Origin of the sequence: Cohnella candidum, assembly GCF_003713065.1 — a bacterium.
Lineage (GTDB): Bacteria > Bacillota > Bacilli > Paenibacillales > Paenibacillaceae > Cohnella > Cohnella candidum.
Map to the genome: position 1 here is coordinate 1,046,017 of NZ_CP033433.1, position 23,871 is coordinate 1,069,887.

A 23,871-nucleotide genomic window follows, 5' to 3' on the forward strand; every position below is an offset into this window, starting at 1 on the left:
GTCCCGTTCGTAAGACGGGACTTCTCCACATTCAAAGCGTCTTTTACCCTGAAGAGGTGAACTGGTTTTGGCACACCGCGTCGTTGTGACCGGGATGGGAGTCGTGACTTCCCTCGGCACGGATATCCCGAGCTTTTGGAATAACCTTCTCGAGGGCAAATCCGGCATCAGCCGGATCGAGGCATTCGATACGTCAGACTATACGACCAAAATCGCGGGGGAGATCAAGAACTGGACCCCCGAGGATTTCGGATTGGATAAGAAGATCTCGCGCAAAATGGACCGTTTCGTGCAATTCGGCGCGGCGGCCAGCTTGATGGCGCTCAAGGATTCCGGACTCGAGCTTGGCGTGAACGCGGATCCCGAGCGGGTCGGCGTTATCGTCGGCTCCGGCATCGGCGGTCTCGGCACTTGGGAAGACCAGCACACGATCTTGATGGAGAAAGGCCCGAAACGCGTAAGCCCTTTCTTCATTCCGATGATGATCGCCAACATGGCCAGCGGCCAGGTTTCGATGCTGACGGGTGCCAAAGGGCCGAACACGACGGCGGTGACCGCGTGCGCGACGGGTACCCACTCGATCGGCGATTCCTTCAAAATGATCCAGCGCGGCGACGCCGACGCCATGATCTGCGGCGGCGCGGAAGCGACCATCCGGCCGATCGGGCTGGCGGGCTTCTGCTCCATGCGGGCCATGAGCACGCGCAACGACGAACCGGAGAAAGCAAGCCGTCCGTTCGACGTGGACCGCGACGGTTTCGTCATGGGCGAAGGCTCGGGCGTTTTGATCCTCGAGTCGCTGGAGCATGCGCAGAAGCGCGGCGCGCACATCTACGCCGAAGTGATCGGCTACGGCATGAGCGGCGACGCTTACGACATGGTCGAACCGGATCCGGACGGAGCCGCCCGTTCCATGGCCCGTGCCATTAAGGATGCCGGCATCGCGCCGGATGAAATCGAGTATATCAACGCGCACGGAACGTCTACGCCGGTCGGCGACCTGTCGGAAACGACGGCGATCAAGAAGACGTTCGGCGAACACGCCTACAAGCTCGCCGTCAGCTCCACGAAGTCGATGACCGGGCACTTGCTCGGCGCGGCAGGCGGAATCGAAGCGGTGATCCTGGGACTTACGCTCCAGAACGGGGTCATTCCGCCGACGATCAACCTGGATCACCAGGATCCGGAGCTGGATCTCGATTACGTGCCGAACGAAGCCCGCCAAGCGGACGTCAAGACGGCGCTGTCGAACTCCTTCGGATTCGGCGGACACAACGCGACGATCGTCATGCGCAAATACGAAGCCTAATCGGCGCGGATTCTACGGCGACGCAGGCGGCCGGTGCCGCTTGCGTCGTTGTCGTTTCCGGAAAGATGAGGAAAGGCGGTGCGGCAAGCATGAAAGAACCTTTTCGCAAGCTTCAGGAACGGACGGGCATTTCGTTCCGCAATGCCGGCCTGCTGCGCCAGGCATTTACCCATACGTCTTACGTGAACGAGCAGCGGGGCGCCAGAACCTCCGACAATGAACGTTTGGAGTTTTTGGGGGACGCCGTTTTGCAATTGACGGTTTCGGAATATTTGTACCGCCGGTTTCCGGACAGGCCGGAAGGGGAACTGACCCGCTTGCGCGCGAGCATCGTTTGCGAGCCGTCGCTTGTCCGTTTTGCCGAAGCGCTCGAATTCGGGCAGGTCGTGCTCCTCGGCAAAGGGGAGGAGCTGACGGGAGGGAGAACGCGTCCCTCCCTGCTGGCGGACGCCTTCGAGGCGTTCGTCGGAGCTCTTTATTTGGATCAGGGTTTGGAAACGGTCCGGGATTTCCTGGAGCGGCACATGTTTCCCCATTTGCCCCGGGACGGCATGGCTCCGCTCAAGGATTACAAGACCGAGCTGCAGGAACGGGTGCAGCAGCTCGGCCAGGGACCGCTGGATTATAAAATCATCGAGGAGCGGGGACCCGCGCACGACCGGGAATTCGTCGCCGTCGTTCACGTCGGGCAGAAAGCGCTCGGCAAAGGCGCGGGCCGTTCCAAGAAGGAAGCGGAGCAGCAGGCGGCGTCCGAAGCGCTCCGCGCGCTGTCCGACGCATAGGCTCTTCCGAGAGATTCGACTATGGGGTGAATGAAGTCCATGTATTTGAAAAGAATCGAGCTTGCCGGCTTCAAATCGTTCGCGGACCGTACGGAACTGGAATTCACGCGCGGCATCACCGCCGTCGTCGGCCCGAACGGCAGCGGCAAGAGCAACATTTCCGACGGCATCCGCTGGGTGCTCGGCGAGCAAAGCGCCAAATCCTTGCGCGGCGGCAACATGCAGGACGTCATCTTTGCCGGCAGCGACACGCGGAAGGCGGTCGGCTTCGGGGAAGTGTCGCTGACGCTCGATAATACCGACAAGGCTTTGCCCCTCGATTTCAGCGAAGTGACCGTCACCCGCCGCGTCCATCGGAGCGGGGAGAGCGAATACCTTATCAACAAGCAGCCTTGCCGGTTAAAGGATATCACCGAACTGTTCATGGACACGGGGATCGGCAAGGAAGCTTATTCGATCATCGGACAGGGCCGGATCGAGGAGATCCTCAGTACCCGGTCGGAGGACCGCCGCGGCATTTTCGAGGAAGCGTCCGGCATCGTCAAATACAAAAGCCGCAAAAAGGAAGCGCAGAAGAAGCTGGAGGACACGGAGGGCAACCTTCTGCGGATCCACGACCTCGTCAGCGAGCTGGAGAGCCAAGTCGGCCCCTTGCGCCGGCAGGCGGAGAAAGCGGAGCAGTTCAAGGAACTGAAGGAACAGCTCAAAAACAAAGAGATCGCGCTGTACGTCCAGCAAATCGAGGGCGTGCACGCTTCGTGGAAAGATTTGAACGAACGGCTGGCCTCCCTCCGCGAGGAAGAGACGCTGCTCGGCACCTTCGTCAGTTCGCATGACGCGATGCTCGAGGAAGACCGCCAGACGCTGCTCAAGCTGGAGGAGGAGCTCGCGAGGCTGCAGGACGAGCTGCTTCGCTGCAGTGAGGAAACCGAGAAATCGGAAGGCTTCGGCGAGGTGCTGAACGAACGGCGGACCAACCTGGAACGCAACCGCGAAGGTTTGCTGGAGTCGATCGCTTCCGCGGAGCAGCGGCTCGCCCAGGCTTCCGAGGAAGCGGAGACGCTGAAAGCGAAACGCGCCCAGGCCGAAGCCGAGCGGGCGGAACGCGCGGCCTTCCTGTCGTCCGAGGAAGAGAAGCTGGCTTTGGCGGACGGAAGCGAAGAAGCCGAGAACAAGCTCAAGGCCGAGCTGTTCGAGGTCATGAACGCGATGGCGCAAGCTCGCAACGAAATCCGCTATGGTGAAGGCCAGCGCGAAATGCTGGAGCGCCGCATGGCCAGAATCGCCGAAGAAGAGGCGAAATGGAGCCAGCAGCGGGAGGAGCTTGAAGCCCGCCGCGCCGGCGCCGAGGAACGTTTGGCGGCCGCCGCCCAGGCGCTGGTCGAAGTGCGCGACCGGTTCGTGTCCGAAGGCGCCAAGTCCGGCGAATTGCAGCGTAAAGTGGAAGAAGCGCAGGCGAATTCCCGCCGCTGGGAGCAGAAACGGGAAGCGCTGGTGTCCCGGCGCGATACGATTAAGGAATTGCAGAACGATTACGACGGGTTCCAGCACGGCGTCCGCGAAGTGCTTCGGGCGTCCAAACGCGGGCAACTGCACGGCGTGCACGGCGCCGTCGCGGAGCTGGTCAGCGTGCCGGCCCACCTGGAGACGGCGATCGAGACCGCGCTGGGCGGCGCTTTGCAGAACATCGTCATGGAGGACGAGAAGTCGTCCCGTACGGCCATCGCTTACCTGAAGCAGCGGCAGTCCGGGCGCGCGACGTTCCTGCCGCTCGACGTCATCCGCCCCCGCTATTTGAACGACGGCGACCGGCGGCAGCTGGAGCAAGCCGAGGGCTTTATCGGCATCGCTGCCGAGCTCGTCGGCACCGAGAAGAGATATGAAGGCATCGTCGGGAACCTGCTCGGCAACGTGCTGATTTCGGAGACGCTCGAGCAGGCGAACCGCATCGCTTCCCGCATGCAGTACCGTTACCGCGTCGTCACGAAGGACGGCGACGTCGTCAACCCCGGCGGCTCGATGACCGGGGGCAGCCTGCAGAAGAAATCCGCAAGTCTGCTGGGCCGCCAGCGTCAACTGGAAGAGTTGGAAAAGGAAATTTCGGAGGCGGAGTCGGCGCGCGAACGCGCGAAGGCGGAAGTCGACGATCTGAAGAAAGAACTCGCCCTGACCGCGCAGAATATCGAACAGCTGCGCGAGGCTGGCGAGCGGGAGCGGCTGAGCGAGCAGCAAGCGTTCGCCGATCGCCAGCGGCTGCTGGACGAGCAGAACCAGCTCGAGGAGCAGCGCGCCGCGCTTGACGGCGAGAAGGCGGATTTCCAAGCGGAAGCCGGCGGGCTGGCGACGGAACGGGGCGAAGCGGAAGCCCGTCTGGCCGCGCTCACCGAAGAGGAACGCGGAATCCAGGAGCGGATCCGCGAAGCGGAGGAGCTTCGCCGCCGCACGTTGTCCGAGAGGGAAGAGCTGCAGTCCGGGCTGACCGAGCTCAAGATTCGGATCGCGCGGTTGGAGCAGGACATGGCCGCGATGGACGAACAAGGGTCGCGGGTCCGCGCCGAGCTGTCCCGTTTGGCCGCCGACCGCAAAGTGCTGGCGGAAGCGCTCGAGCAGAACGCGGCCGAATCGGCGCGGACGGCCGAGGAAACGACGGCGCAGCGGGAACGGCTTAATGAGCTGCGGATTCAGCGGAAACAATTGACCGAAACGATCGAGTTCAAACGCGCCGACCGGGCCGAGCGGCTCAAGGCGCTCGAGATCAAGGAAGGAGAGACGAAGGAGCAGCGCACGAAGCTGAAAAGCGTCGAAGAAGCGCTGCGCCAATCCGAAATCGCCGAAGGCCGGCTCGACGTGGAGCTCGAAAACTTGCTCCGCAAGCTGAGCGAGGAATACGAAATCGGGTTCGAGCTGGCGAAGCAGCGTTATCCGGTGCCGGAGGACCCCGCCCAAGCCCAGAATGAAGTCCGCGAGCTCAAACGGAAGATCACGATGCTTGGCGACGTCAACCTGGGCGCGATCGAGGAATACGCCCGCGTGAGCGAACGTTTCGAATTCCTGTCCGGGCAGAAGAACGATTTGATCGAAGCGAAGACGAAGCTGCACGGGATCATCCGCGAGATGGACGAGGAGATGTCCAAACGTTTCCTCACGACCTTCGCCGAGATCCGCAAGCATTTCGTCGTCGTGTTCTCGCGCTTGTTCGGCGGCGGCAGGGCCGACCTGGTCCTGACCGAGCCGGACAGCCCGCTCGATAGCGGCATCGACATCGTCGCGCAGCCGCCGGGCAAAAAACTGCAAAACCTGCAGCTCATGTCCGGCGGAGAACGGGCGCTGACGGCGCTCGCGCTGTTGTTCGCGATCCTGAACGTGAAGCCCGTTCCGTTCTGCGTGCTCGACGAGGTCGAAGCCGCGCTCGACGAAGCGAACGTGGCCCGTTACGCGCAGTACATGCGGGAGTTTTCGGAAACGACGCAATTCATCGTCGTCACCCATCGCAAAGGCACGATGGAAGAGGCGGACATGCTGTACGGCGTCACCATGGAGGAAGGCGGCGTGTCCAAACTCGTCTCCGTCCGCCTGGAAGAGACGGACGATCTCATGACCGCCACGGCTTAATCGGTTTGGAGGTACTGGAATGAGCTTTTTCAAAAGATTGAGGGAAAGCATCGCATCCAAGACGGAGGCGGTGACAAGCAAGTTTAAGGAAGGTTTGGCCAAAACCCGCTCCGTGCTGACGGACCGCGTGGCCGAGCTGTTCACGCGCAGGCAGAAAATCGACGAAGCTTTCTTCGAAGAGCTCGAAGAAATTCTGATCGGCGCCGACGTAGGCGTGAATACCGTCATGGAATTGATCGACGATCTGCGCACCGAAGTAAAGAAACGCAAAATTGACCAGCCTTCCGAACTGCAGCCGATCTTGTCGGAGAAGCTGATGGATATGTTGCGCGGGACGGGAGAAGAAACCGGCATCCGGATGAATCCGGACGGCATCACGGTCATCCTGTTCGTGGGCGTGAACGGCGTCGGCAAAACGACGACGATCGGAAAACTGGCTTGGAGGTTCAAGCAACAGGGCAAGTCGGTTCTGCTGGCGGCTGGCGACACGTTCCGCGCGGGCGCGATCGAGCAGCTGGAGGTATGGGGCCAGCGCGTCGGGGTGGACGTGATCAAGCAGGAAGCGGGCTCCGACCCAGCTGCCGTTATGTACGACGCGGTGCAGGAAGCCAAGCGTCGGAACGTCGACGTGCTCATCTGCGACACGGCGGGCCGGCTGCAGAATAAGGTCAACCTGATGGAGGAGCTCGCGAAGATCCATCGCGTCATCCAGCGGGAAATTCCCGGGGCGCCCCACGAGACGCTGCTCGTGCTGGACGCCGCGACGGGCCAGAACGCCCTGCAGCAAGCGAAGCTGTTCGGGGAGAAAAGCGGCGTGACGGGGCTCGTGCTGACGAAGCTGGACGGCACGGCCAAAGGCGGCATCGTCATCGCGATCCGGCACGAGATGTCGCTGCCCGTCAAGTTCGTCGGGCTCGGCGAGAAAATGGACGACCTGCAGGAATTCGACGCCGAGCAGTTCGTGCATGCGTTGTTCGCCGGCTTGGCCGGCGCGATTGAGGAAAACGAAGAAAATTAAAGAAAAACGGCCGTATGTTTCCGGTGTAAACGGAAACATGCGGTTTTTTTTGCGCGATTATGGTGTAATCATTTCTTGACTCGGGAGAGGCCGGACGATAATATACTTCGTATGCGAAATATTCGGGTGCGAAGGATGGGAGGAAATGGATGAACAAAATCCGATCATCCGAATAACGAATTCACTGCGGGAACTGAACCAGACCTATTTCCAGACGACGCGCAAGGAAGCGGAAGCTTGCGGCATCACCCAGATTCAGTATCTGATGCTCCGTTTGCTGAAGCAGTATCCCAAGATCGGGCTGAACGAGCTTTCCGAGTTGATGCACACGGGAGCCAGCACGGCCAGCGGGGTCGTAGACCGCCTTGTCCAGGCCGGTTTGATCGAACGCGACAGATTGGAAACGGACCGCCGCGCCGTCGTGCTCAAGCTGAGTCCCGAAGGGGAACGGCTGGTAGAGGTGACGAGCGAACGGGTGCTGAAACGGTTGTCGCCGCTGCTTTCGTTGTCGGAAGAGGATATCGGACATCTGCTGCGGATTCACGCGCAAATCGTACACATTTTGCAAAAAGCCAGAGAGGATTCGTGAACATGGAAGCTGTACAAAATCAAATCAGAAGGGCGCCGATCGTGGCGTCTTTGCTTATCGCGGCATTCGTGGCGATTTTGAGCCAAACGCTGCTCAACGTCGCGCTGCCGAAAATGATGGTCTCCCTCGGAGTATCCGAAACGACCATCCAATGGTTGATTACGGGCTACATGCTCGTGAACGGGATCCTGGTCCCGATCAGCGCGTACTTAATCGAAAAATTCACTACCCGCCACTTGTTCATCGCGGCAACCGGATTGTTTACCGCAGGCACGATCATATGCGCGGTTGCTCCGGGCTTTGAAGTGCTGCTGGTAGGCCGTCTGATTCAGGCAGCGGGCGCGGGCATCTTAATGCCGCTCATGTCGATCGTGTTCCTGACGATTTTTCCGATCGAACAGCGCGGCAAAGCGATGGGGATGATGGGTCTCGCCATGATTTTCGCTCCGGCCGTCGGTCCGACGCTGTCGGGCTGGGTCGTGGAGCATCATTCCTGGCGCGTGTTGTTCTACATCGTGCTGCCGCTCACGCTGTTCGGCCTGATTTACGGTTCGTTCGCCATGAAGAACGTCACCCGCAATTCGTCGCCTAAGCTGGACTATCTCGGCGTCGTTTTCTCCACGCTCGGTTTCGGCGGGCTGCTGTACGGATTCAGCGATGCCTCCAATCCGGACGAAGGCTGGGGTAGCTCTCGCGTCATCGCTTCCATGATCGTCGGCGTCGTCTTCCTGATCCTCTTCGTATGGCGTGAGTTGAAAGCGAAGAAGCCGATCCTGGAGCTTCGCGTGTTCAAGTATGACATGTACTCGCTCACCACCATCATCAACATGATCATCACGATGGCCATGTTTTCCGGCATGATCCTTCTTCCGATCTTCCTGCAGAACATCCTGGGCTTCTCGCCGCTGAAATCCGGACTTCTGCTGCTCCCCGGAGCGCTGCTCATGGGCGTCATGTCCCCGATCGCAGGGGCGCTGTTCGACAAAATCGGCGCGCGCTGGCTGGCCGTATTCGGCCTCGCGGTTACCGTCTTCACGACGTTCGAGCTCAGCAAACTGACGACGGATACGACGTACGGACATATGCTCTTGCTGTATACGCTCCGGATGTTCGGCATGTCCTTCCTGATGATGCCGATCCAGACGGCCGGCATGAACCAACTGCCGCAGCGCCTCAACGCGCACGGATCGGCGATGTCCCAGACGCTGCGGAACGTCGCGGGCGCACTGGGCACCGCGTTCCTCGTCACCGTCTTCTCGAACAAGGCGGCGAGCTATGGCAAGCAATTGATTCTCGAAGCGAAAATCAATCCGCAAGACGCCGCCAATGCCGCGAAGGTGAAAGAAATCACCGCGGTCGCGACGGTTCACGGCATCAATTTCGCGTTCCTCGTCGCCACTTGGATGACGGTCGCCTCCCTCGTGCTGGCGTTCTTCATCCGGCGCACGAAACCGCATGTCGAGGCGGTTACCGTCAAAGAAGGCCATGTGGCCGAATCTGTTGCGAAATAAACGGCATTGCCGACGGATGGTCCTTGCGGCCGTCCGTTTTTTTATGTACTTCCTGCTGTTAAGTACTTTCCCTTGACATCCGTCCGCGTTTCCCGTAACATGAGGTAGTGCATGTGACTGTAAAGTGTTTTTCCTTAACAGGGGGGACCTTTGATGCAGGGAGAGAACAGTCTCGAGAAGACGAACCGAATCAACGTCCTGTTCGACTTCTACGGCCCTCTTCTGACGGAGAAGCAGCAGACGTTCCTCAAATGTTATTTTCACGACGACTTTTCCCTCGGCGAAATCGCCGCGGAATTCGAAATCAGCCGCCAGGCTGTATACGAGCACTTGAAACGCGCAGAGCAAATGCTGGAGAATTACGAAGAGAAGCTCGGCCTCGCTTATCGGCATGAGAAGCTGCAGGAGGGACTCGACCAACTGGAGCACGAAATCGGCCGATTGCCGTCAAGCCAGCAGCGGCCGTTACTTGAAGCGGCCGCTCGATTGCGCGATTGACACGAATGCGATGATTGAAACGATTGAAACGATTGGATTGAAACCTTTCTTCGGATAAGGAGGGATCAGGCATGGCGTTCGAAGGATTGACATCCCGGCTGCAGAACGTGTTCGGCAAGCTGAGAGGCCGGGGCAAGCTGACCGAGGACGACGTTAACGAAGCGATGCGCGAAGTCCGGCTGGCTTTGCTGGAAGCCGACGTCAACTTCAAGGTCGTCAAAGATTTCATCGCCAAGGTGAAAGAGAAGGCCGTCGGGCAGGAAGTGCTTAAAAGCTTCACGCCCGCGATGGTCGTCATCGATATCGTTAACAAGGAATTGACCGAGCTGATGGGCGGCACCCAATCGAAGCTCGCGAAATCGAACAAGCCTCCGACGGTCGTGCTGATGGCCGGCCTTCAAGGCGCGGGTAAGACGACGCTGACCGGCAAGCTGGCGAACCTGCTGAAATCCCAGAACCACAAACCTTTGCTCGTCGCCGGCGACATTTACCGTCCCGCGGCGATCAAGCAGCTCGAGGTGCTGGGCGGGCAGATCGGCGTACCGGTGTTCACGCTGGGCGACCAGGTGAGTCCGGTCGAGATCGCCAAGCAGGGCGTACAGAAGGCGAAGGACGAAGGCCTCGATTATGTCCTTATCGATACCGCCGGCCGCTTGCAGATCGACGAAGCGCTGATGGAAGAGATCAAGAATATCCACGACGCGGTCGACCCGGACGAAGTGCTGCTCGTGGTCGACGCCATGACCGGCCAGGAAGCGGTCAACGTCGCGCAGAGCTTTCACGAGAAGCTGGAGTTGACGGGCGTCGTCCTGACCAAGCTCGACGGCGATACCCGCGGCGGCGCCGCGCTGTCCGTCAAGGCGGTAACCGGCTGCCCGATCAAATTCGCCTCCACCGGCGAGAAGATCGACCAGCTCGAAGCGTTCCACCCCGACCGGATGGCGTCGCGGATCCTCGGCATGGGCGACATGCTGTCGCTCATCGAGAAAGCGCAAGCCAACATCGACGCGGACAAAGCCGCCGAGATGGAACGCAAGATGCGCAACGCGGAGTTCACGCTCGAAGATTTCCTCGAGCAGATGGAACAGGTCCGCAAGATGGGGCCGCTGGATCAGCTTCTCGACATGATGCCCGGCATGGGCAAGCTCAAGAACATGCCGAACTTCAAGGTCGACGAGAAGCAGATCGCCCGGACGGAAGCCATCGTCAAGTCGATGACCCGCCAGGAGAAGCAGAAGCCCGATGTCATCAACTTCAGCCGGCGCAAACGGATCGCGGCGGGCAGCGGCACCACGGTGGCCGACGTCAACCGGCTGCTGCGCCAGTTCGAAGACATGAAGAAGATGATGAAGCAGTTTTCCGGCCTCATGGGCCCCGGCGGCAAAGGGCCGAAGGGCGGCATGAAGGCGCTCAAGAACATGATGGGCAAAGGCAAGGGCGGAATGAAATTCCCTTTCTAAAGCTTTTGGGGAGATCTTTATAAGGAGGTGACAGTTAAAATGGCAGTACGCATTCGTCTGAAACGGATGGGCGCTCACAAAGCCCCGTTCTACCGCGTGGTGGTTTCCGATTCCCGTTCCCCTCGCGACGGCCGCTTCATCGAGGAGATCGGCATCTACAACCCGGTCGCTCAATCGGCACAAGTGCAAATCGACGAGGAAAAAGCGCTCAAGTGGCTCCAAGACGGAGCACAAGCTTCCGACACGGTTCGCAACCTGCTTAGCAAAGCAGGCGTTCTCAAGAAGTTCCACGAATCCAAGCTCCAGAAGTAACGTCCTGAGCTCTAACCGGTTCGGCGAAGCTTGTCCGATCCGGTTCGGCGAAGTACGAATCACCGGAGGGATATGCCTTGGAACAACTGATTCGGGTTATTGCCCGGGCGTTGGTGGATCATCCGGAAGACGTGCAGATTCAGGTCAGGGAAGACGCGCGCGGCCTGGTGTACGAGCTTTCCGTTCATCCCGACGATGTCGGCAAGGTTATCGGCAAGCAGGGGCGCATCGCGAAAGCGCTGCGCACGGTCGTTACTTCCGCCTCCGTGAAGGAGCGGAAGCGCGTCATCGTGGACATCATTTCGGAATAATTTCAGCTGCGGCCGATCTTGGCGACGGACTCCGTCGTCCCGGCTGCCGCCGATCAGGGGCGAGGGATGCAGCCATGCATGTCTGGCCCCTTTTTCGTTAACGTTACTTAGGATAAGAGCCATGCGAGGAGGGTTGCCGCGTGACGGAAGAACGTCTGCTCAATGTCGGCACGATCGTGAATACGCACGGAGTGAAGGGCGAAGTGAGGGTTTGGCCGCAGACCGACTTTCCCGAGCTCCGGTTCAAACCCGGCAGCAAGCTGCTGCTGGTCCCGCCGGAGGCGGGAAATCCTTCGCCCGTCGAGATCCAGTCGTCCAGGGAGCAGAAAAACGTGTACGTGCTGAAGCTCAAAGGGATCGACGACATGAACGGGGCGGAAAAGCTGAAGGGCTGGGGGCTTAAGGTCACGGAGACCGAACGGGCGCCATTGGACGAAGGAGAGTACTACGTCCGGGATATCGTGGGCTGCATGGTGGTAACCGAGGACGGCGAAACGCTCGGCACCGTGTCCGACGTGCTGACGCCGGGCGCCAACGACGTCTGGGTCGTCAAGCGGGCGACGGGCAAAGAGCTGCTGCTGCCCGTCATCGACGACGTCGTGCTCGAAGTGGACGTGGCTTCCAAAAGGATCAAGGTCCACCTGATGGAGGGACTGCTGTAACGATGCGCATCGACGTCCTGACCTTGTTTCCGGAAATGTTCGAGGGCGTTTTCGGCAGCAGCATTTTGGGGAAAGCCAGGGACCGCGGTCTCGTTTCGTTGTCCACCCTGAATTTCCGGGATTTCTCTACCAACAAGCACCATACCGTCGACGATACGCCTTACGGCGGAGGCGGGGGCATGGTATTGAAGCCGGAACCGATATTCGGCGCCGTCGAGCACCTGCTGGAGCAAAGCGGCGGCGAGCGCAAGCCCCGGGTCATCCTCATGTGCCCGCAAGGCGAGCCGTTCACCCAGCGCAAAGCGGCGGAGCTGTCGGAAGAATCCCATCTGATCTTCATCTGCGGACATTATGAAGGATATGACGAACGGATCCGGGAGTTCCTCGTGACGGACGAGCTCTCCATCGGCGATTATGTCCTGACCGGAGGGGAGCTTCCGGCGATGGTCGTGATCGATTCCGTCGTCCGGCTGCTGCCCGGGGTGCTGGGCAACGAGAATTCCGCCGTCACGGACTCTTTCAGCGACGGACTGCTGGAGTACCCGCATTACACCCGCCCGCCGGAGTTCAGGGGCTGGACCGTACCGGACGTTCTTCTCTCCGGGAATCACGCGGAAATCGGCAAATGGCGCCGGCTCCAGTCGCTGGAGCGGACGTTCGTCCGCCGGCCGGAGCTGCTCGAGCATGCGGAGCTCGCCGCGAAGGAACGGCAATGGCTGAAAGATCGAAGAAAACAAGCTTCCGAGGCGGAAGAAGAAGTTCACGGAGGATAACCGAATTAGCGGTTGTGTTTTCGCCTGGGATATGGTAGAATTTCAACTGTTGTTTGTATACGGACGGTCCTCTGCACGTCAAGATCCGGGTGTTCGGCATCCGGGGAGCGGGGCAAGAACGTCTATGATGGAAGGAGGAACAACCTCATGAATCTGCTTCAAACGATTACGCAAGAACAGCTGCGCAAGGACGTGCCAATCTTCCGTCCCGGCGACACGCTGAAAGTGCACGTGAAGGTCGTCGAGGGTTCCCGCGAACGCGTTCAGCTGTTCGAAGGCGTCGTGATCAAACGTCGCGGCGGCGGCATCAGCGAAACGTTCACGGTTCGTAAGATCTCTTACGGCGTCGGCGTTGAGCGTACTTTCCCGGTACACTCGCCGCGCATCGAGAAGATCGAAGTAGCGCGCCGCGGTAAAGTCCGCCGTGCTAAGCTGTACTACCTGCGCGACCTGCGCGGTAAAGCGGCCCGTATCAAAGAAATTCGATAAGCAGCATTTTGGGAGGGCTTGGCTTTCAAGGCGAGTCCTCCTTTTTGCATTTCACCCCCCCGATACATATCAACATTTCCCCGTCCGTGCGGACGGAGCCAGAATAGAGGCGATAACGAATGGATGAACGGCGGAATCCCCCGTCCGACGAATGGAAAGAGGAAAACGGAACACCCGAAGGTCAGGCGACGGATTCGGGCGCGGAAGAGGGTTCTGGCCCGCGGGAAGGCGGCTCCGCCGGAAACGGAGGGCCGGGCCAACCGCCCCGCTCGAAAGCGGCCGGAGAGCTGGTGGAATGGATCAAGGCGCTGGCCATCGCGGGACTGCTCGTTTTCGTCATCCGCTGGTTTTTGGTCAGCCCGTTCATCGTGGACGGCCCTTCGATGCAGCCGAATTTCCACGACCGGGAACGGATCATCGTCAACAAGATCGTCTACGACATCCGTCAGCCGAAACGCGGCGAAGTCATCGTTTTCCACGTGCCGGAGGAAGGCCGCGACTTCATTAAGCGGGTGATCGGCGTTCCGGGCGATACGGTGAAGGTCGAAGGCGACACGGTCACGATTAACGGCAAGGCGATTGACGAACCCTATTTGAAGGAAGCCTACGAGAACGCCCATGCCTCCGGACAGGTGTACAATGAGGACAGAGGCGATTCCAGCCGTTTTCCGAATGCCGAGTTTCCGGACGGGAAAGTGCCCGAAGGCACCTTGTTCGTCATGGGCGACAACCGTCCGAACAGCGAAGACAGCCGAATGATCGGCTATATTCCGCTGGATCGGGTCGTCGGACGCGCCGATCTGGTTTACTGGCCGCTGGGAGATTTCCACTTCGTTTCGCATAAATCTTAGTCCTCCGCTTTAGACGCGGCAGCTTGACTGCGCCGCTCTAAGGAGGAGCACCCGAAAGAGGGTGGATGACATGACCATCCAATGGTTTCCGGGGCACATGACCCGGGCCAAACGCCAGATCGAAGAAAAGCTGAAACTGATTGACGTCGTGATCGAGCTGATCGACGCCAGAATCCCGCAATCGAGCCGCAATCCGATGATCGACGAGATCGTCGGGACCAAGCCGCGCCTCATGCTGCTGAACAAAGCGGATTTGGCGGACCCTGGCCGGACGGCCGAATGGGCCGCGCATTTTCGGTCGCTGGGGCACGAAGCTCTGGCGATCGACGCGAGCAGCGGCAGCGGCGTGAAAGAAATCCCATTGAAGGCGCGCGAGCTGCTGCGCGAAAAGATCGAGCGCCAGATCGCCAAAGGCATGAAGCCGCGCTCAGTACGGGCGCTGATCGTCGGCATTCCCAATGTGGGCAAATCGACGCTGATCAACCGGCTTGCGGGTCGCAATGTCGCGGTGACGGGGGATCGGCCGGGCGTGACGAAGGGACAGCAATGGATTCGGTCGGGCTCGGAGCTTGAGTTGCTCGACACGCCGGGTATATTGTGGCCGAAGTTCGAAGACCCCCTCGCAGGCAACCTGCTCGCGGCGACGGGAGCGATCAAGGAAGACGTGCTGCATATCGACGAGGTGGCTTGCTTCGTCCTGCAGACGCTCGCTCCCCATTACGGCGAGGTGCTGAAAGAGCGGTACGGGCTTGCGGAACTGCCCGCCGAGCTGCCCGACACGCAGTCCGCGGCGGAGGTTTTGGAAGCGATCGGCAGGCGCCGGGGCTGTTTGGCCGGAGGCGGACACGTCGATTACGAGAAAGCGGCGGGCGTCTTGCTGCGCGATCTTCGCTCCGGGAAGCTGGGGCGGCTGACGCTTGAGAAGCCGGGCGGCGGTTCGGCTGCTGCAGAATCGAAATAACGTCGAAAGAACGGAGAGGCTGAAAAGCCTCTTTTTTATTTTGATGAAAAGTTCTTCATGTTGGCGAAATTTTGGCCCTAGGGGGCTTGGCTGCCGGGCTGGAATGAAGGACAATGGAGGAATCGACAGGAAAGGGCGTTGCGGACATGGATGAAACGATTGATCGGCTTCAATTCGAAGCCCAGCTGTGGGCGCAAGGCTTGACGGCGGTCGCCGGCATCGACGAGGTGGGGCGGGGATGCCTCTTCGGCGACGTCGTGGCCGCAGCCGTCATTCTCCCCCGCGGGCTGGTGCTGGAAGGCATCAACGATTCCAAGCAGATCAGCGAGAAAAAAAGAGAAAAGCTTTACGAGGAAATCACGAAAGAAGCGGTCGCTTGGAACGTCTCCCGCGTCGAAGCCGCGGTCATCGACCGGATCAACATCCGGCAAGCGTCGAGGCTGGCGATGAAGCAAGCGGTCCTCGGGCTGGGCGTGACGCCCGAGCATTTGCTGATCGACGCGGAGTCGGTCGATTTGGAGCTGCCGCAGACGGCAATCGTCAAAGGGGACTTTTTGAGCCAGTCGATTGGAGCGGCCTCCATCCTGGCCAAGGTGACGCGCGACCGGCTTTGCGCGGAAGTGTGGGAGGCGCTGTATCCGGGTTACGGGATCGGCGGTCACAAGGGCTACGCGACGAAAGAGCACCGGGAAGCGCTGCTCCGGTTGGGGCCGACGCCCATGCACAGGCAAAGCTTCCTCGGTAACTTGTTCGCCGTACAGCAGGAGTTGTTTTAAGGCGATTCACGGCGGGAACCGCAAAATCCGATACATAGAGTAGAAGAATGGAAAGCGTGTATCGTCGGAAGGGAGGGGAGCGGCATGAGTATGAACATCGGGCCGATGATTCGCGCGTTGCTGGGCGATTCGGCGCCGTCCGAGGGCAAAACCCTGGAGCTCAGAATCGGGCAAATCGTCCGCGGCGTGCTGATGGAAATGCTGGACAACGGGGAAGCGTTGATGAACATCAACGGCGTTTCGGTCCGGGCCAAGCTCGAAGCCGAGCTGCCGGTCGGCAGGGGCACGTTGCTTCAGGTTCAGCCGAGCGGCAGCGGCGGGACGGTCATGCTCAAGCCGCTGCAGGAAACCTCCGACGCCATGCCCGACGAGGGTTTGAAAGACGTATTGAAATCGTTCGGCCTGCCGGATCAAAAATGGTCTTACGAGTTGGTCCGGGGACTGAAGCGGGACGGATATTCCGTGGACAAGGCGACGGGGGATTATTTTCTATCCGCCGCGGCGTTAAAGCCAGCTTCCGCGGATGCGGCCAGCTGGATGGCCGCGGCAGGCGTGGCGTTCCGCCGCGGCCTGGCGGCTACGGAAGAGACGATCGCTTCGTTGCGCCAATCGCTGTCCGGACGGCCGATTCATGAGGAACTGGCCTCGTTCGCTTCTTCGCTGAAAGAATGGCTGGGTTCCGAGGGCGCGAAATCCGACGGGATGACGGCGCTTGCGGCACGTCTTCAAGCACTGGTGGCGGAAGGGGACGATCTTCTTGCCGAGGGGGAAACCCAACTGCGAGGAGAAGGTTTGCCCATGTCGGCACAGGGCAAAGGAGATGCAGTCGGGAGTGACACTGCGCCGGTGAGCAACGGTCGGACGAGCTTCCATGCCCGTCCTGCGCCGTCTATTTCGGGGACTGCGGCGATGCCGGTTTCCATGGGGGAACATCCGGCTGCGGCTGGGTGGCCGGGGCTTGCTGCCGGCCAGGCTGGCGGCGCGTCCGCGCCGGCCTCGTCCCAAGCTGCACGGCCGCTTCAAGCGTCTGCCGCGCAAACGGTGCCCGTCGCGCCGGTAGTTGCCGAAGGTGCAGCAGACGCGGAAGACGCAGCCCCCGTCGCTAGGCCGCAGGCAGGCGCTTCGGAGCAGGGAGCATCTGCAGGAAACGCGAGTCAAGCTTCCACCAAGGGCGAGTCCGCATGGATCGGCCGCTTCCTGCAGTGGCTTGGCGCCGGCCATGAGCACCGCCTTGCGAACGCTGCAGAACCCCGGCTGCCGCTAGACCCATCGTTGACGCCGGATTCTCAAGCGCCGTCCGCGGAAGGACGGCCCCATGCGGCGGAAACCGCGAAGCATGCCGCGGATACGCTGAAAAGCGCCTTGCTGTCGCTCGTCGCGCATGACGAGACGCCGCCGGCGCTTCGCGACGCCGCCCAATCTCTGATTCACCAAATTTCCGGTCAGCAACTGTTGGTTTCTTCAGAGCGCCAGGTCAACCAGCCTTACAGCCTGGTGACGTTGTTCGTGCCGATGAAGGGACAAGACGGGGATACGACCGCCGCCGTCCACGTGCAAACCCGGCGCGGCCGCAAAGGCGAATGGGATACGGACAATTGCCGTCTCCTGTTCGATCTGAAAATGCGGAACCTCGGCGATACGGTCGTCGATGTGCAGGTGGTGGACCGGATCGTGTCGGTAAAGCTCATGAACGATTTTCCCGGGATGGCGGATCTCGTTGAGCAGGCAAAAGGCGAAGTAGGCGCTGCTTTAGGCGCCGCCGGTTTTCAATTGCTGTCGATGACCGCAAGGCCGCTCCCGACACCCATCGACGCTTCCGTTTCCCAGACGGGCGAGGGAGCCGCAAGGTCCGACAATCCGGCTGCTTCGGCGTACGCCGCCAAACCTTACAAAGGGGTGGATTTCCGAGCATGACGCCCGATTCCCGGAAACCGCCGGCGAGAACGGTCCCCAAAAAAGCGGTCGCGCTAAAGTACGAACCCGAGCGCAGGACGGCTCCGGTCGTAACCGCCAAAGGCCAAGGCGTGATGGCGGATCAGATTTTGCGTAAAGCCAAGGAAAGCGGCGTGCCCGTCCAAGAGGACGCTTCCCTGGTCGAGGTGCTGTCCAAGCTGGACCTGGAACAGGAAATCCCTCCGGAGCTGTATAAGCTCGTGGCGGAAATTCTCAGCTTCGTGTACCGAGCCGACAGAAAAGCGCGGCCGGGCGGCTGAAGCCGGTAAGCTACCCTGATCGAAGGAGCGTGCAGAATGCAGCGTCCATTGCGATCCAACCGAACGGCGTCGGGACGGGCGGCGGAAGACACCGCGGCGGCACATTTGCAAGGTACGGGCGTCTCCGTGATCGAGCGCAACTGGCGCTGCAAAACGGGCGAACTCGACCTCATCGCGAAGGAAGGCGACGTCCTCGTATTCGTGGAGGTTCGCTCCCGCACCGCGCCATCCCGCTACGGGACCGCCGTCGAAGCGGTCACCCCGCGCAAATGCCGGCAAGTACGAGAGACGGCCGGCGTCTACCTGAAAATGACCGGCGCCTACGGAAGCCCGGTTCGTTTCGATGTTATTGCCGTTACCTTCGCGGCAGACGGTTCGGTGGCCGAGCTTCGCCATATTCCCGGCGCGTTTTGAGATGAAGAATCATACTCCCGCCTACCCCTTATCCAGACAGCGAAATTGTATCGCCTCCGCGACATCCCCTTCTCCGATGGTATCCCGTCCCGCCAAATCCGCGATCGTGCGTGACATTTTCAAGATCCGGTCATGGGCACGGAAGCTGAGTCCCAGCCGGTCATACACATCCGACAACAGCCGCTCGCCGGAAGGCGTAAGCGCCGCGTATTTCTTCAACAATGGCCCCTGTAATTCACTGTTCCAAGAAATCCCGTGCCTTGTGTAACGGGCTCGTTGGCGTTCGTACGCCTCCATCACCATGGCGCGCGCCTGCTCCGTCGTGATAAGTGCCGGGTCGGCGGGTCTCGCAGATTGCCGAGGCAGTTCGACTTGCAGGTCGATTCGGTCCGACAAAGGCCCGGACATGCGCGACCGATATCGTTGAACCGCGGCTTCTGAACAAGTACAGGGACGATCGGTGGCCGAGTTCCCTCCATAAAATCCGCATGGGCACGGATTCATCGAGGCGGCAAGCATAAACCTGGCCGGAAACCGGCACACGGCCCTCGCCCGGCCGATCGTCACTTCGCGGTCCTCCAAGGGTTGGCGGAGCGACTCCAGGCAAATCCGCGAAAATTCGGGCATTTCGTCAAGGAAAAGCACCCCATGGTGCGCGAGCGTGACTTCGCCCGGCTTGGGCACCGGTCCGCCGCCGATCAAACCGGCGGAAGAGATGCTGTGATGAGGGGCGCGGAACGGCCGCTCCCGGATCAAACCGGTTCGCCTGTCGCCCAGTTTGCCGCAGACGCTGAATATCTTAGTAACCGCCAGCGCGTCTTCGTCCGTGAGCGGGGGAAGCAGGCCGGGCAGACGCCGGCAGAGCATCGTTTTGCCCGTACCGGGCGGCCCTACCAGCAAGATGTTGTGCATGCCCGCGGCTGCGATAATGAGCGCCCGTTTGGCTTGGGCATGTCCGACGATGTCGACAAGATCGGGCTCATCGTCTCGCCGAAATCGCACTTTCGACAAATCTTCTTTGCTCATGGTCACCGACGCCGTACTCGCGGCGGATGTCGGTCCATCGAGCCAGTCGCGGATTGAACCGATGCCTTCTACTTCAATGCCCTCGATCAAGCGCGCCTCCGCCACCGCGCCGAGAGGTACGACGACGCGCCGCATGCCGGCATTGCGCGCCCGTTCGGTCATCGGAAGGACGCCCGGCACGGCTCGTACATCCCCGTTCAGTGCCAGTTCCCCGATCAGCAAAGCGTCTTCAACCCGCGCCGGATCCAACTGTCCGCTTGCACACAAGATTCCCGCGGCGATGGCAAGGTCGAAAGAGCTTCCTTCCTTGCGCATGTCCGCCGGCGCCAAGTTGACGGTGATCCGGTCCATCGGGAACTTGAGGCCACCGTTCTGAACCGCCGCTCGCACCCGTTCGACGGACTCTCGAACCGCCGTATCGGCAAGTCCGACGACATTCACTTGGGGAAGCCCCGGGCGGATATCCACCTCCACCTCGATCAACCGGCCTTCGATGCCGAGCACGCTCGCTCCCGTCATTTTGACGTACATGACAAAAAACACCCTCCCCCTCAACGAGATCCGTTGGCGGAGAAAGGTGCTTCCTTAACCTTCCGCAATTTCATGCTGAGTCCAGTCTAATCCCAGTCTCCCCGAACTGTCAATCGACTGCGGTCAGACGGCCATTCCGACCATCTTTGGATGGAATTCTTCCCTTTGGAAATGCTACCTAGAGCTCCGCTCATCGATCGCAAAACGAGATGAAACCATTGCCAAATACAGCTAAAAAAATGATCAAAAAAAGAGGAAGACTTCTACAAAAAGTGATACAATGGGTAAGGTTTGTTACATAGCTTGACCCGTGACGAAGGGGCGACGAGCCGTTCGGACCTGCTCCGATCGTCACAGGAGATCGCGTGCAAACGGGAGGATGCAAGAGCCATGAACATTCATGAATATCAAGGCAAAGAAGTTCTGCGGCAATACGGCGTAGCCGTTCCCCGCGGCAAAGTGGCATTCACCGCGGACGAAGCCGTCGCGGCTGCCCAGGAACTCGGCAGCGCCGTTACGGTCGTGAAAGCCCAGATCCATGCCGGCGGACGCGGCAAAGCAGGCGGCGTCAAAATCGCCAAAAGCGTGGACGACGTCCGTAAATACGCGGAAGAGCTGCTCGGCAAAGTCCTGGTGACGCACCAGACAGGCCCTGAAGGCAAAGAAGTGAAGCGCCTGCTCATCGAAGAAGGCTGCGACATCAAAAAAGAATATTACGTCGGCGTCGTCGTCGACCGCGGCACGGGACGCGTCGTCATGATGGCATCCGAAGAAGGCGGCACGGAAATCGAAGAAGTCGCCGCTCATTCGCCGGAGAAAATCATCAAGGAAGTCATCGATCCGGTCACCGGATTGCTGCCGTTCCAAGCACGCCGTCTGGCATATGCCATCAACATCCCGAACGAGCTGATCAATAAGGCAGCCGGCTTCATGCTGAAGCTGTACAAAGCGTTCGAAGACAAAGACTGCTCCATCGCCGAAATCAACCCGCTCGTCGTGACGGGTTCCGGCGATGTCATGGCGCTCGACGCCAAGCTGAACTTCGATTCCAACGCGCTGTTCCGCCACAAGGACATCGTGGAGCTCCGCGACCTCGACGAAGAGGACGAAAAGGAAATCCAGGCTTCGAAATTCGACCTGAGCTACATCGCGCTCGAAGGCAACATCGGCTGCATGGTTAACGGCGCCGGCCTCGCGATGGCGACCATGGACATCATCAAATATTACGGCGGCGAGCCGGCCAACTTCCTGGACGTCGGCGGCGGCGCAACCAAAGAGAAAGTCACGGAAGCGTTCAAGATCATTCTGTCGGACGCGAACGTGAAAGGCATTTTCGTCAACATTTTCGGCGGCATCATGAAGTGCGACGTCATCGCCGAAGGCGTCGTGGCGGCTGCGCGCGAGCTCGGACTGGACAAACCGCTCGTCGTTCGCCTTGAAGGAACGAACGTCAAGCTGGGCAAAGAGATTTTGAACGGATCCGGCCTGAACATCGTGGCTGCGGATTCGATGGCCGACGGCGCGCAAAAAATCGTGTCGCTCGTGAAATGACTAGGGAGAACTGAACCGGGGAGTGTGAAAGCATGAGCATTTTGATCGACAAAAACACCAAGGTGATCACCCAAGGCATCACGGGCGCGACCGGTCTTTTCCACGCCAAGGGTGCACTGGACTACGGTACGCAGATGGTCGGTGGCACGACGCCGGGCAAAGGCGGCCAGAAGGTAGACATTACGCTCGAGAACGGCAGCACGGTTTCCCTGCCGATTTTCAATACCGTTAAGGAAGCGGTCGCGGCAACGGGCGCTACGGCCTCCGTTATCTACGTCGCTCCACCGTTCGCGGCTGACGCGATCATGGAAGCGGTCGACGCCGAGCTGGACCTGGCGATCTGCATCACCGAAGGCATTCCGGTTATGGACATGATTAAGGTCAAGCGTTACATGGAAGGCAAGAAAACGCGCCTGATCGGTCCGAACTGCCCTGGCGTCATCACGCCGGATGAAATCAAGATCGGCATCATGCCGGGCTACATCCACAAAAAGGGCCACGTCGGCGTCGTTTCCCGCTCGGGTACGCTGACGTACGAAGCGGTCCATCAGCTGACGACCAACGGCATCGGACAATCGTCCGCGGTCGGCATCGGCGGGGACCCGGTCAAAGGCTCCGAGTTCATCGACATCCTGAAGCTGTTCAATGAAGATCCGGACACCTACGCGGTCATCATGATCGGCGAGATCGGCGGTACGGCGGAAGAAGAAGCCGCCGAGTGGATCAAGGCGAACATGACGAAGCCGGTCGTCGGCTTCATCGGCGGCGCAACCGCGCCTCCAGGCAAACGCATGGGACATGCGGGCGCCATCATCTCCGGCGGCAAAGGCACGGCTGCCGAGAAGATCGCCAAACTGCAGGAGTGCGGCATCAAAGTCGCTCCGACGCCTTCCGAAATGGGATCGACGCTCATCTCCGTTCTCGAGGAGCGCGGCCTGCTGGAGAAGTGCAAAAGCGAATAAGCGTTTGAATGCGCGGCACGCCGCGCCATTCGACAAAGGATAGGCAAGCAGCCTTCCGAACCTCGAAAGAGGAGCGGAGGGCTGCTTTTTTTCGTCATCGGATTTCGGTTTTCGCGGAAGACCGACAAATTTTGCTAAGGAGTGGTCGACATGGAAATAAAAGTTATTTCACGTGAAACATTGGCTGCACTTCACGAGACCGACGGAATCGGCTGGATTACGATCCGCGACCTGCTGGCCGACCGGGAGAAACCTCCGATCCGGCCGGGCATGAGGGAGGGCGATCTTCGGGATTACGGCCTCAAGCCGAAGCAGGCTTCCGCTTTGGCGAAAAATCTCGACGCCGCACGCATGGAAGAGAGGCGCGCGAATTTCGAGCGTCAAGGCATTTCGTACGTGACATTGGCGGATCCGGATTATCCCGCGCGGCTGAGGCGGACGGAGGACCCGCCGCCGGTTCTGTACTACAAGGGGAATTCCGAAATGTTCGCAAGGCCGTCCATTGCCGTCGTCGGAACGCGGCTGGCCACCGCATACGGAAAACACGTGACGGAGCAGTTTTCCGCCGCGTTTGCCGAGCGGGGATTCGCCGTCGTCAGCGGCTTGGCCAAAGGCATCGATACGTGCGCCCACAAGGGGGCCCTCCATCGGTCAGGAGGCACGATTGCCGTTCTCGGAACGCCCGTGGACCGCATCTATCCGCCCGAAAACCGGCAGCTCTACCGGGACATCGCCGACAAAGGGCTCATCGTCTCCGAAGCGCCGCCCGGAACGCCTTACCACCCCGGCATGTTCCCTTCCCGCAACCGGATCATCGCGGGACTTGCCCTCGCCGTGCTGGTAACGGAAGCTCCGGAAGAAAGCGGTGCGCTGATTACGGCCAGTCAAGCGATCGAGGCGGAACGTCCCGTATTCGTCGTGCCCGGGCCGGTAACTTCACCGAGAAGCCGAGGCGGCATGTTGATGTTAAAGGACGGGACGGCGAATCCGGTTCTGGATCCCGAAGACGTGATCAGCCGATTCAACGCTTTTGTTTCCGATAACGGGCCATCCCGAACGGCAAACGCGCACGCCGAGTCCATGAGTGAAGAAGAAGACGTCATCTACCGGCTCGTGCTCGAAGAACCGAGGTCCGTGGACGAGCTGGCCGCGGCCGTCGGAATTCCGTTCGGGCAGCTTCACGCCGTTTTGCTCTCCTTGCAGATGAAGAGGCGGATCCAGCGCTTGCCGGGCTCGGAATATGCCTCACTATAACGCCGC

The 23,871-nt window shown here is 60.2% G+C and carries 23 protein-coding genes; 22 read left to right on the plus strand and 1 reads right to left on the minus strand.

The features are described 5' to 3' along the window. The first annotated feature begins 67 nt into the window (after positions 1-67). The 19 genes from fabF to EAV92_RS04920 all read left to right on the plus strand — a co-directional run bounded on the left by fabF (position 68) and on the right by EAV92_RS04920 (position 18,541). Positions 68-1,309, plus strand: a complete 1,242-nt coding sequence (fabF, locus tag EAV92_RS04830) for a beta-ketoacyl-ACP synthase II (RefSeq protein ID WP_123040008.1) — start codon at positions 68-70, stop codon at positions 1,307-1,309. 89 nt (positions 1,310-1,398) lie between these two features. Beyond that, positions 1,399-2,091, plus strand: coding sequence for a ribonuclease III (rnc, locus tag EAV92_RS04835; RefSeq protein WP_123040009.1), 693 nt, complete (start codon positions 1,399-1,401; stop codon positions 2,089-2,091). 39 nt (positions 2,092-2,130) lie between these two features. After that, entirely contained in the window at positions 2,131-5,703 is a 3,573-nt protein-coding gene (smc, locus tag EAV92_RS04840; RefSeq protein WP_123040010.1) for a chromosome segregation protein SMC, read from the plus strand. A gap of 19 nt (positions 5,704-5,722) precedes the next feature. Beyond that, on the plus strand, positions 5,723-6,721 hold the full coding sequence (gene ftsY, locus EAV92_RS04845; RefSeq protein WP_123040011.1) for a signal recognition particle-docking protein FtsY: 999 nt from the start codon (positions 5,723-5,725) through the stop codon (positions 6,719-6,721). 145 nt (positions 6,722-6,866) lie between these two features. Beyond that, the gene (locus tag EAV92_RS04850) at positions 6,867-7,310 is read left to right on the plus strand and encodes a MarR family winged helix-turn-helix transcriptional regulator (protein ID WP_123040012.1); all 444 of its coding nucleotides are present in this window, start codon (positions 6,867-6,869) and stop codon (positions 7,308-7,310) included. 2 nt (positions 7,311-7,312) lie between these two features. Continuing rightward, a complete protein-coding gene (locus EAV92_RS04855; RefSeq protein WP_123040013.1) occupies positions 7,313-8,821 on the plus strand; it encodes a DHA2 family efflux MFS transporter permease subunit in 1,509 nt (502 codons plus the stop codon). Positions 8,822-8,974: 153 nt separating this feature from the next. Then, a complete protein-coding gene (gene ylxM / locus EAV92_RS04860; protein WP_123040014.1) occupies positions 8,975-9,319 on the plus strand; it encodes a YlxM family DNA-binding protein in 345 nt (114 codons plus the stop codon). A 71-nt stretch (positions 9,320-9,390) separates the two neighbouring features. Then, on the plus strand, positions 9,391-10,779 hold the full coding sequence (gene ffh / locus EAV92_RS04865) for a signal recognition particle protein (protein ID WP_123040015.1): 1,389 nt from the start codon (positions 9,391-9,393) through the stop codon (positions 10,777-10,779). Between the two features lie 39 nt (positions 10,780-10,818). After that, the gene (gene rpsP / locus EAV92_RS04870) at positions 10,819-11,091 is read left to right on the plus strand and encodes a 30S ribosomal protein S16 (RefSeq protein WP_123040016.1); all 273 of its coding nucleotides are present in this window, start codon (positions 10,819-10,821) and stop codon (positions 11,089-11,091) included. Positions 11,092-11,168: 77 nt separating this feature from the next. Further along, positions 11,169-11,402 carry a KH domain-containing protein gene (locus EAV92_RS04875; RefSeq protein ID WP_123040017.1) on the plus strand — a complete coding sequence of 78 codons (234 nt, stop codon included), beginning with the start codon at positions 11,169-11,171 and terminating at the stop codon, positions 11,400-11,402. Between the two features lie 140 nt (positions 11,403-11,542). Further along, positions 11,543-12,064, plus strand: a complete 522-nt coding sequence (gene rimM, locus EAV92_RS04880; RefSeq protein WP_123040018.1) for a ribosome maturation factor RimM — start codon at positions 11,543-11,545, stop codon at positions 12,062-12,064. Between the two features lie 2 nt (positions 12,065-12,066). Beyond that, the gene (trmD, locus tag EAV92_RS04885; RefSeq protein ID WP_123040019.1) at positions 12,067-12,837 is read left to right on the plus strand and encodes a tRNA (guanosine(37)-N1)-methyltransferase TrmD; all 771 of its coding nucleotides are present in this window, start codon (positions 12,067-12,069) and stop codon (positions 12,835-12,837) included. 147 nt (positions 12,838-12,984) lie between these two features. Further along, positions 12,985-13,326, plus strand: coding sequence for a 50S ribosomal protein L19 (gene rplS / locus EAV92_RS04890; protein WP_123040020.1), 342 nt, complete (start codon positions 12,985-12,987; stop codon positions 13,324-13,326). A gap of 119 nt (positions 13,327-13,445) precedes the next feature. Beyond that, entirely contained in the window at positions 13,446-14,177 is a 732-nt protein-coding gene (lepB, locus tag EAV92_RS04895) for a signal peptidase I (RefSeq protein WP_123040021.1), read from the plus strand. Between the two features lie 70 nt (positions 14,178-14,247). Beyond that, entirely contained in the window at positions 14,248-15,138 is an 891-nt protein-coding gene (gene ylqF / locus EAV92_RS04900; protein ID WP_123040022.1) for a ribosome biogenesis GTPase YlqF, read from the plus strand. Positions 15,139-15,284: 146 nt separating this feature from the next. Continuing rightward, positions 15,285-15,914, plus strand: coding sequence for a ribonuclease HII (locus tag EAV92_RS04905; protein WP_123043581.1), 630 nt, complete (start codon positions 15,285-15,287; stop codon positions 15,912-15,914). Positions 15,915-15,998: 84 nt separating this feature from the next. Next, positions 15,999-17,828, plus strand: coding sequence for a hypothetical protein (locus EAV92_RS04910; protein WP_123040023.1), 1,830 nt, complete (start codon positions 15,999-16,001; stop codon positions 17,826-17,828). Then, on the plus strand, positions 17,825-18,127 hold the full coding sequence (locus tag EAV92_RS04915; RefSeq protein WP_123040024.1) for an EscU/YscU/HrcU family type III secretion system export apparatus switch protein: 303 nt from the start codon (positions 17,825-17,827) through the stop codon (positions 18,125-18,127). The genes EAV92_RS04910 and EAV92_RS04915 overlap by 4 nt, the downstream gene beginning before the upstream one ends. A 36-nt stretch (positions 18,128-18,163) precedes the next feature. Then, on the plus strand, positions 18,164-18,541 hold the full coding sequence (locus EAV92_RS04920; RefSeq protein ID WP_123040025.1) for a YraN family protein: 378 nt from the start codon (positions 18,164-18,166) through the stop codon (positions 18,539-18,541). A gap of 21 nt (positions 18,542-18,562) precedes the next feature. Here the strand turns inward: EAV92_RS04920 and EAV92_RS04925 are convergent, their stop codons facing one another. Continuing rightward, on the minus strand, positions 18,563-20,098 hold the full coding sequence (locus tag EAV92_RS04925; RefSeq protein WP_123040026.1) for a YifB family Mg chelatase-like AAA ATPase: 1,536 nt from the start codon (positions 20,096-20,098) through the stop codon (positions 18,563-18,565). 390 nt (positions 20,099-20,488) lie between these two features. Here EAV92_RS04925 and sucC point away from each other — a divergent pair, with 390 nt between their 5' ends. The 3 genes from sucC (at position 20,489) to dprA (ending at position 23,865) form a co-directional block, all read left to right on the plus strand. Beyond that, complete coding sequence (gene sucC / locus EAV92_RS04930; RefSeq protein WP_123040027.1) at positions 20,489-21,649, plus strand: ADP-forming succinate--CoA ligase subunit beta; 1,161 nt, start codon at positions 20,489-20,491, stop codon at positions 21,647-21,649. A 32-nt stretch (positions 21,650-21,681) separates the two neighbouring features. Further along, complete coding sequence (gene sucD / locus EAV92_RS04935) at positions 21,682-22,611, plus strand: succinate--CoA ligase subunit alpha (RefSeq protein WP_123040028.1); 930 nt, start codon at positions 21,682-21,684, stop codon at positions 22,609-22,611. A gap of 150 nt (positions 22,612-22,761) precedes the next feature. Continuing rightward, positions 22,762-23,865: a DNA-processing protein DprA gene (gene dprA / locus EAV92_RS04940; RefSeq protein ID WP_123040029.1), complete on the plus strand. Its 1,104-nt coding sequence runs from the start codon at positions 22,762-22,764 to the stop codon at positions 23,863-23,865. The last annotated feature ends 6 nt before the right edge of the window (positions 23,866-23,871 follow it).

What these genes read in the sequence shown, in the direction of transcription:
- ylqF (WP_123040022.1), top strand. Translation starts at nt 14,248, where the DNA reads ATGACCATCCAATGGTTTCCGGGGCACATGACCCGGGCCAAACGCCAG.
- sucD (WP_123040028.1), top strand. Translation starts at nt 21,682, where the DNA reads ATGAGCATTTTGATCGACAAAAACACCAAGGTGATCACCCAAGGCATC.
- ylxM (WP_123040014.1), top strand. Translation starts at nt 8,975, where the DNA reads ATGCAGGGAGAGAACAGTCTCGAGAAGACGAACCGAATCAACGTCCTG.
- sucC (WP_123040027.1), top strand. Translation starts at nt 20,489, where the DNA reads ATGAACATTCATGAATATCAAGGCAAAGAAGTTCTGCGGCAATACGGC.
- dprA (WP_123040029.1), top strand. Translation starts at nt 22,762, where the DNA reads ATGGAAATAAAAGTTATTTCACGTGAAACATTGGCTGCACTTCACGAG.
- EAV92_RS04905 (WP_123043581.1), top strand. Translation starts at nt 15,285, where the DNA reads ATGGATGAAACGATTGATCGGCTTCAATTCGAAGCCCAGCTGTGGGCG.
- ffh (WP_123040015.1), top strand. Translation starts at nt 9,391, where the DNA reads ATGGCGTTCGAAGGATTGACATCCCGGCTGCAGAACGTGTTCGGCAAG.
- rpsP (WP_123040016.1), top strand. Translation starts at nt 10,819, where the DNA reads ATGGCAGTACGCATTCGTCTGAAACGGATGGGCGCTCACAAAGCCCCG.
- smc (WP_123040010.1), top strand. Translation starts at nt 2,131, where the DNA reads ATGTATTTGAAAAGAATCGAGCTTGCCGGCTTCAAATCGTTCGCGGAC.
- EAV92_RS04910 (WP_123040023.1), top strand. Translation starts at nt 15,999, where the DNA reads ATGAGTATGAACATCGGGCCGATGATTCGCGCGTTGCTGGGCGATTCG.
- lepB (WP_123040021.1), top strand. Translation starts at nt 13,446, where the DNA reads ATGGATGAACGGCGGAATCCCCCGTCCGACGAATGGAAAGAGGAAAAC.
- rnc (WP_123040009.1), top strand. Translation starts at nt 1,399, where the DNA reads ATGAAAGAACCTTTTCGCAAGCTTCAGGAACGGACGGGCATTTCGTTC.
- EAV92_RS04920 (WP_123040025.1), top strand. Translation starts at nt 18,164, where the DNA reads ATGCAGCGTCCATTGCGATCCAACCGAACGGCGTCGGGACGGGCGGCG.
- rplS (WP_123040020.1), top strand. Translation starts at nt 12,985, where the DNA reads ATGAATCTGCTTCAAACGATTACGCAAGAACAGCTGCGCAAGGACGTG.
- EAV92_RS04855 (WP_123040013.1), top strand. Translation starts at nt 7,313, where the DNA reads ATGGAAGCTGTACAAAATCAAATCAGAAGGGCGCCGATCGTGGCGTCT.
- EAV92_RS04915 (WP_123040024.1), top strand. Translation starts at nt 17,825, where the DNA reads ATGACGCCCGATTCCCGGAAACCGCCGGCGAGAACGGTCCCCAAAAAA.
- ftsY (WP_123040011.1), top strand. Translation starts at nt 5,723, where the DNA reads ATGAGCTTTTTCAAAAGATTGAGGGAAAGCATCGCATCCAAGACGGAG.
- trmD (WP_123040019.1), top strand. Translation starts at nt 12,067, where the DNA reads ATGCGCATCGACGTCCTGACCTTGTTTCCGGAAATGTTCGAGGGCGTT.
- EAV92_RS04925 (WP_123040026.1), bottom strand. Translation starts at nt 20,098, where the DNA reads ATGTACGTCAAAATGACGGGAGCGAGCGTGCTCGGCATCGAAGGCCGG.
- EAV92_RS04850 (WP_123040012.1), top strand. Translation starts at nt 6,867, where the DNA reads ATGGATGAACAAAATCCGATCATCCGAATAACGAATTCACTGCGGGAA.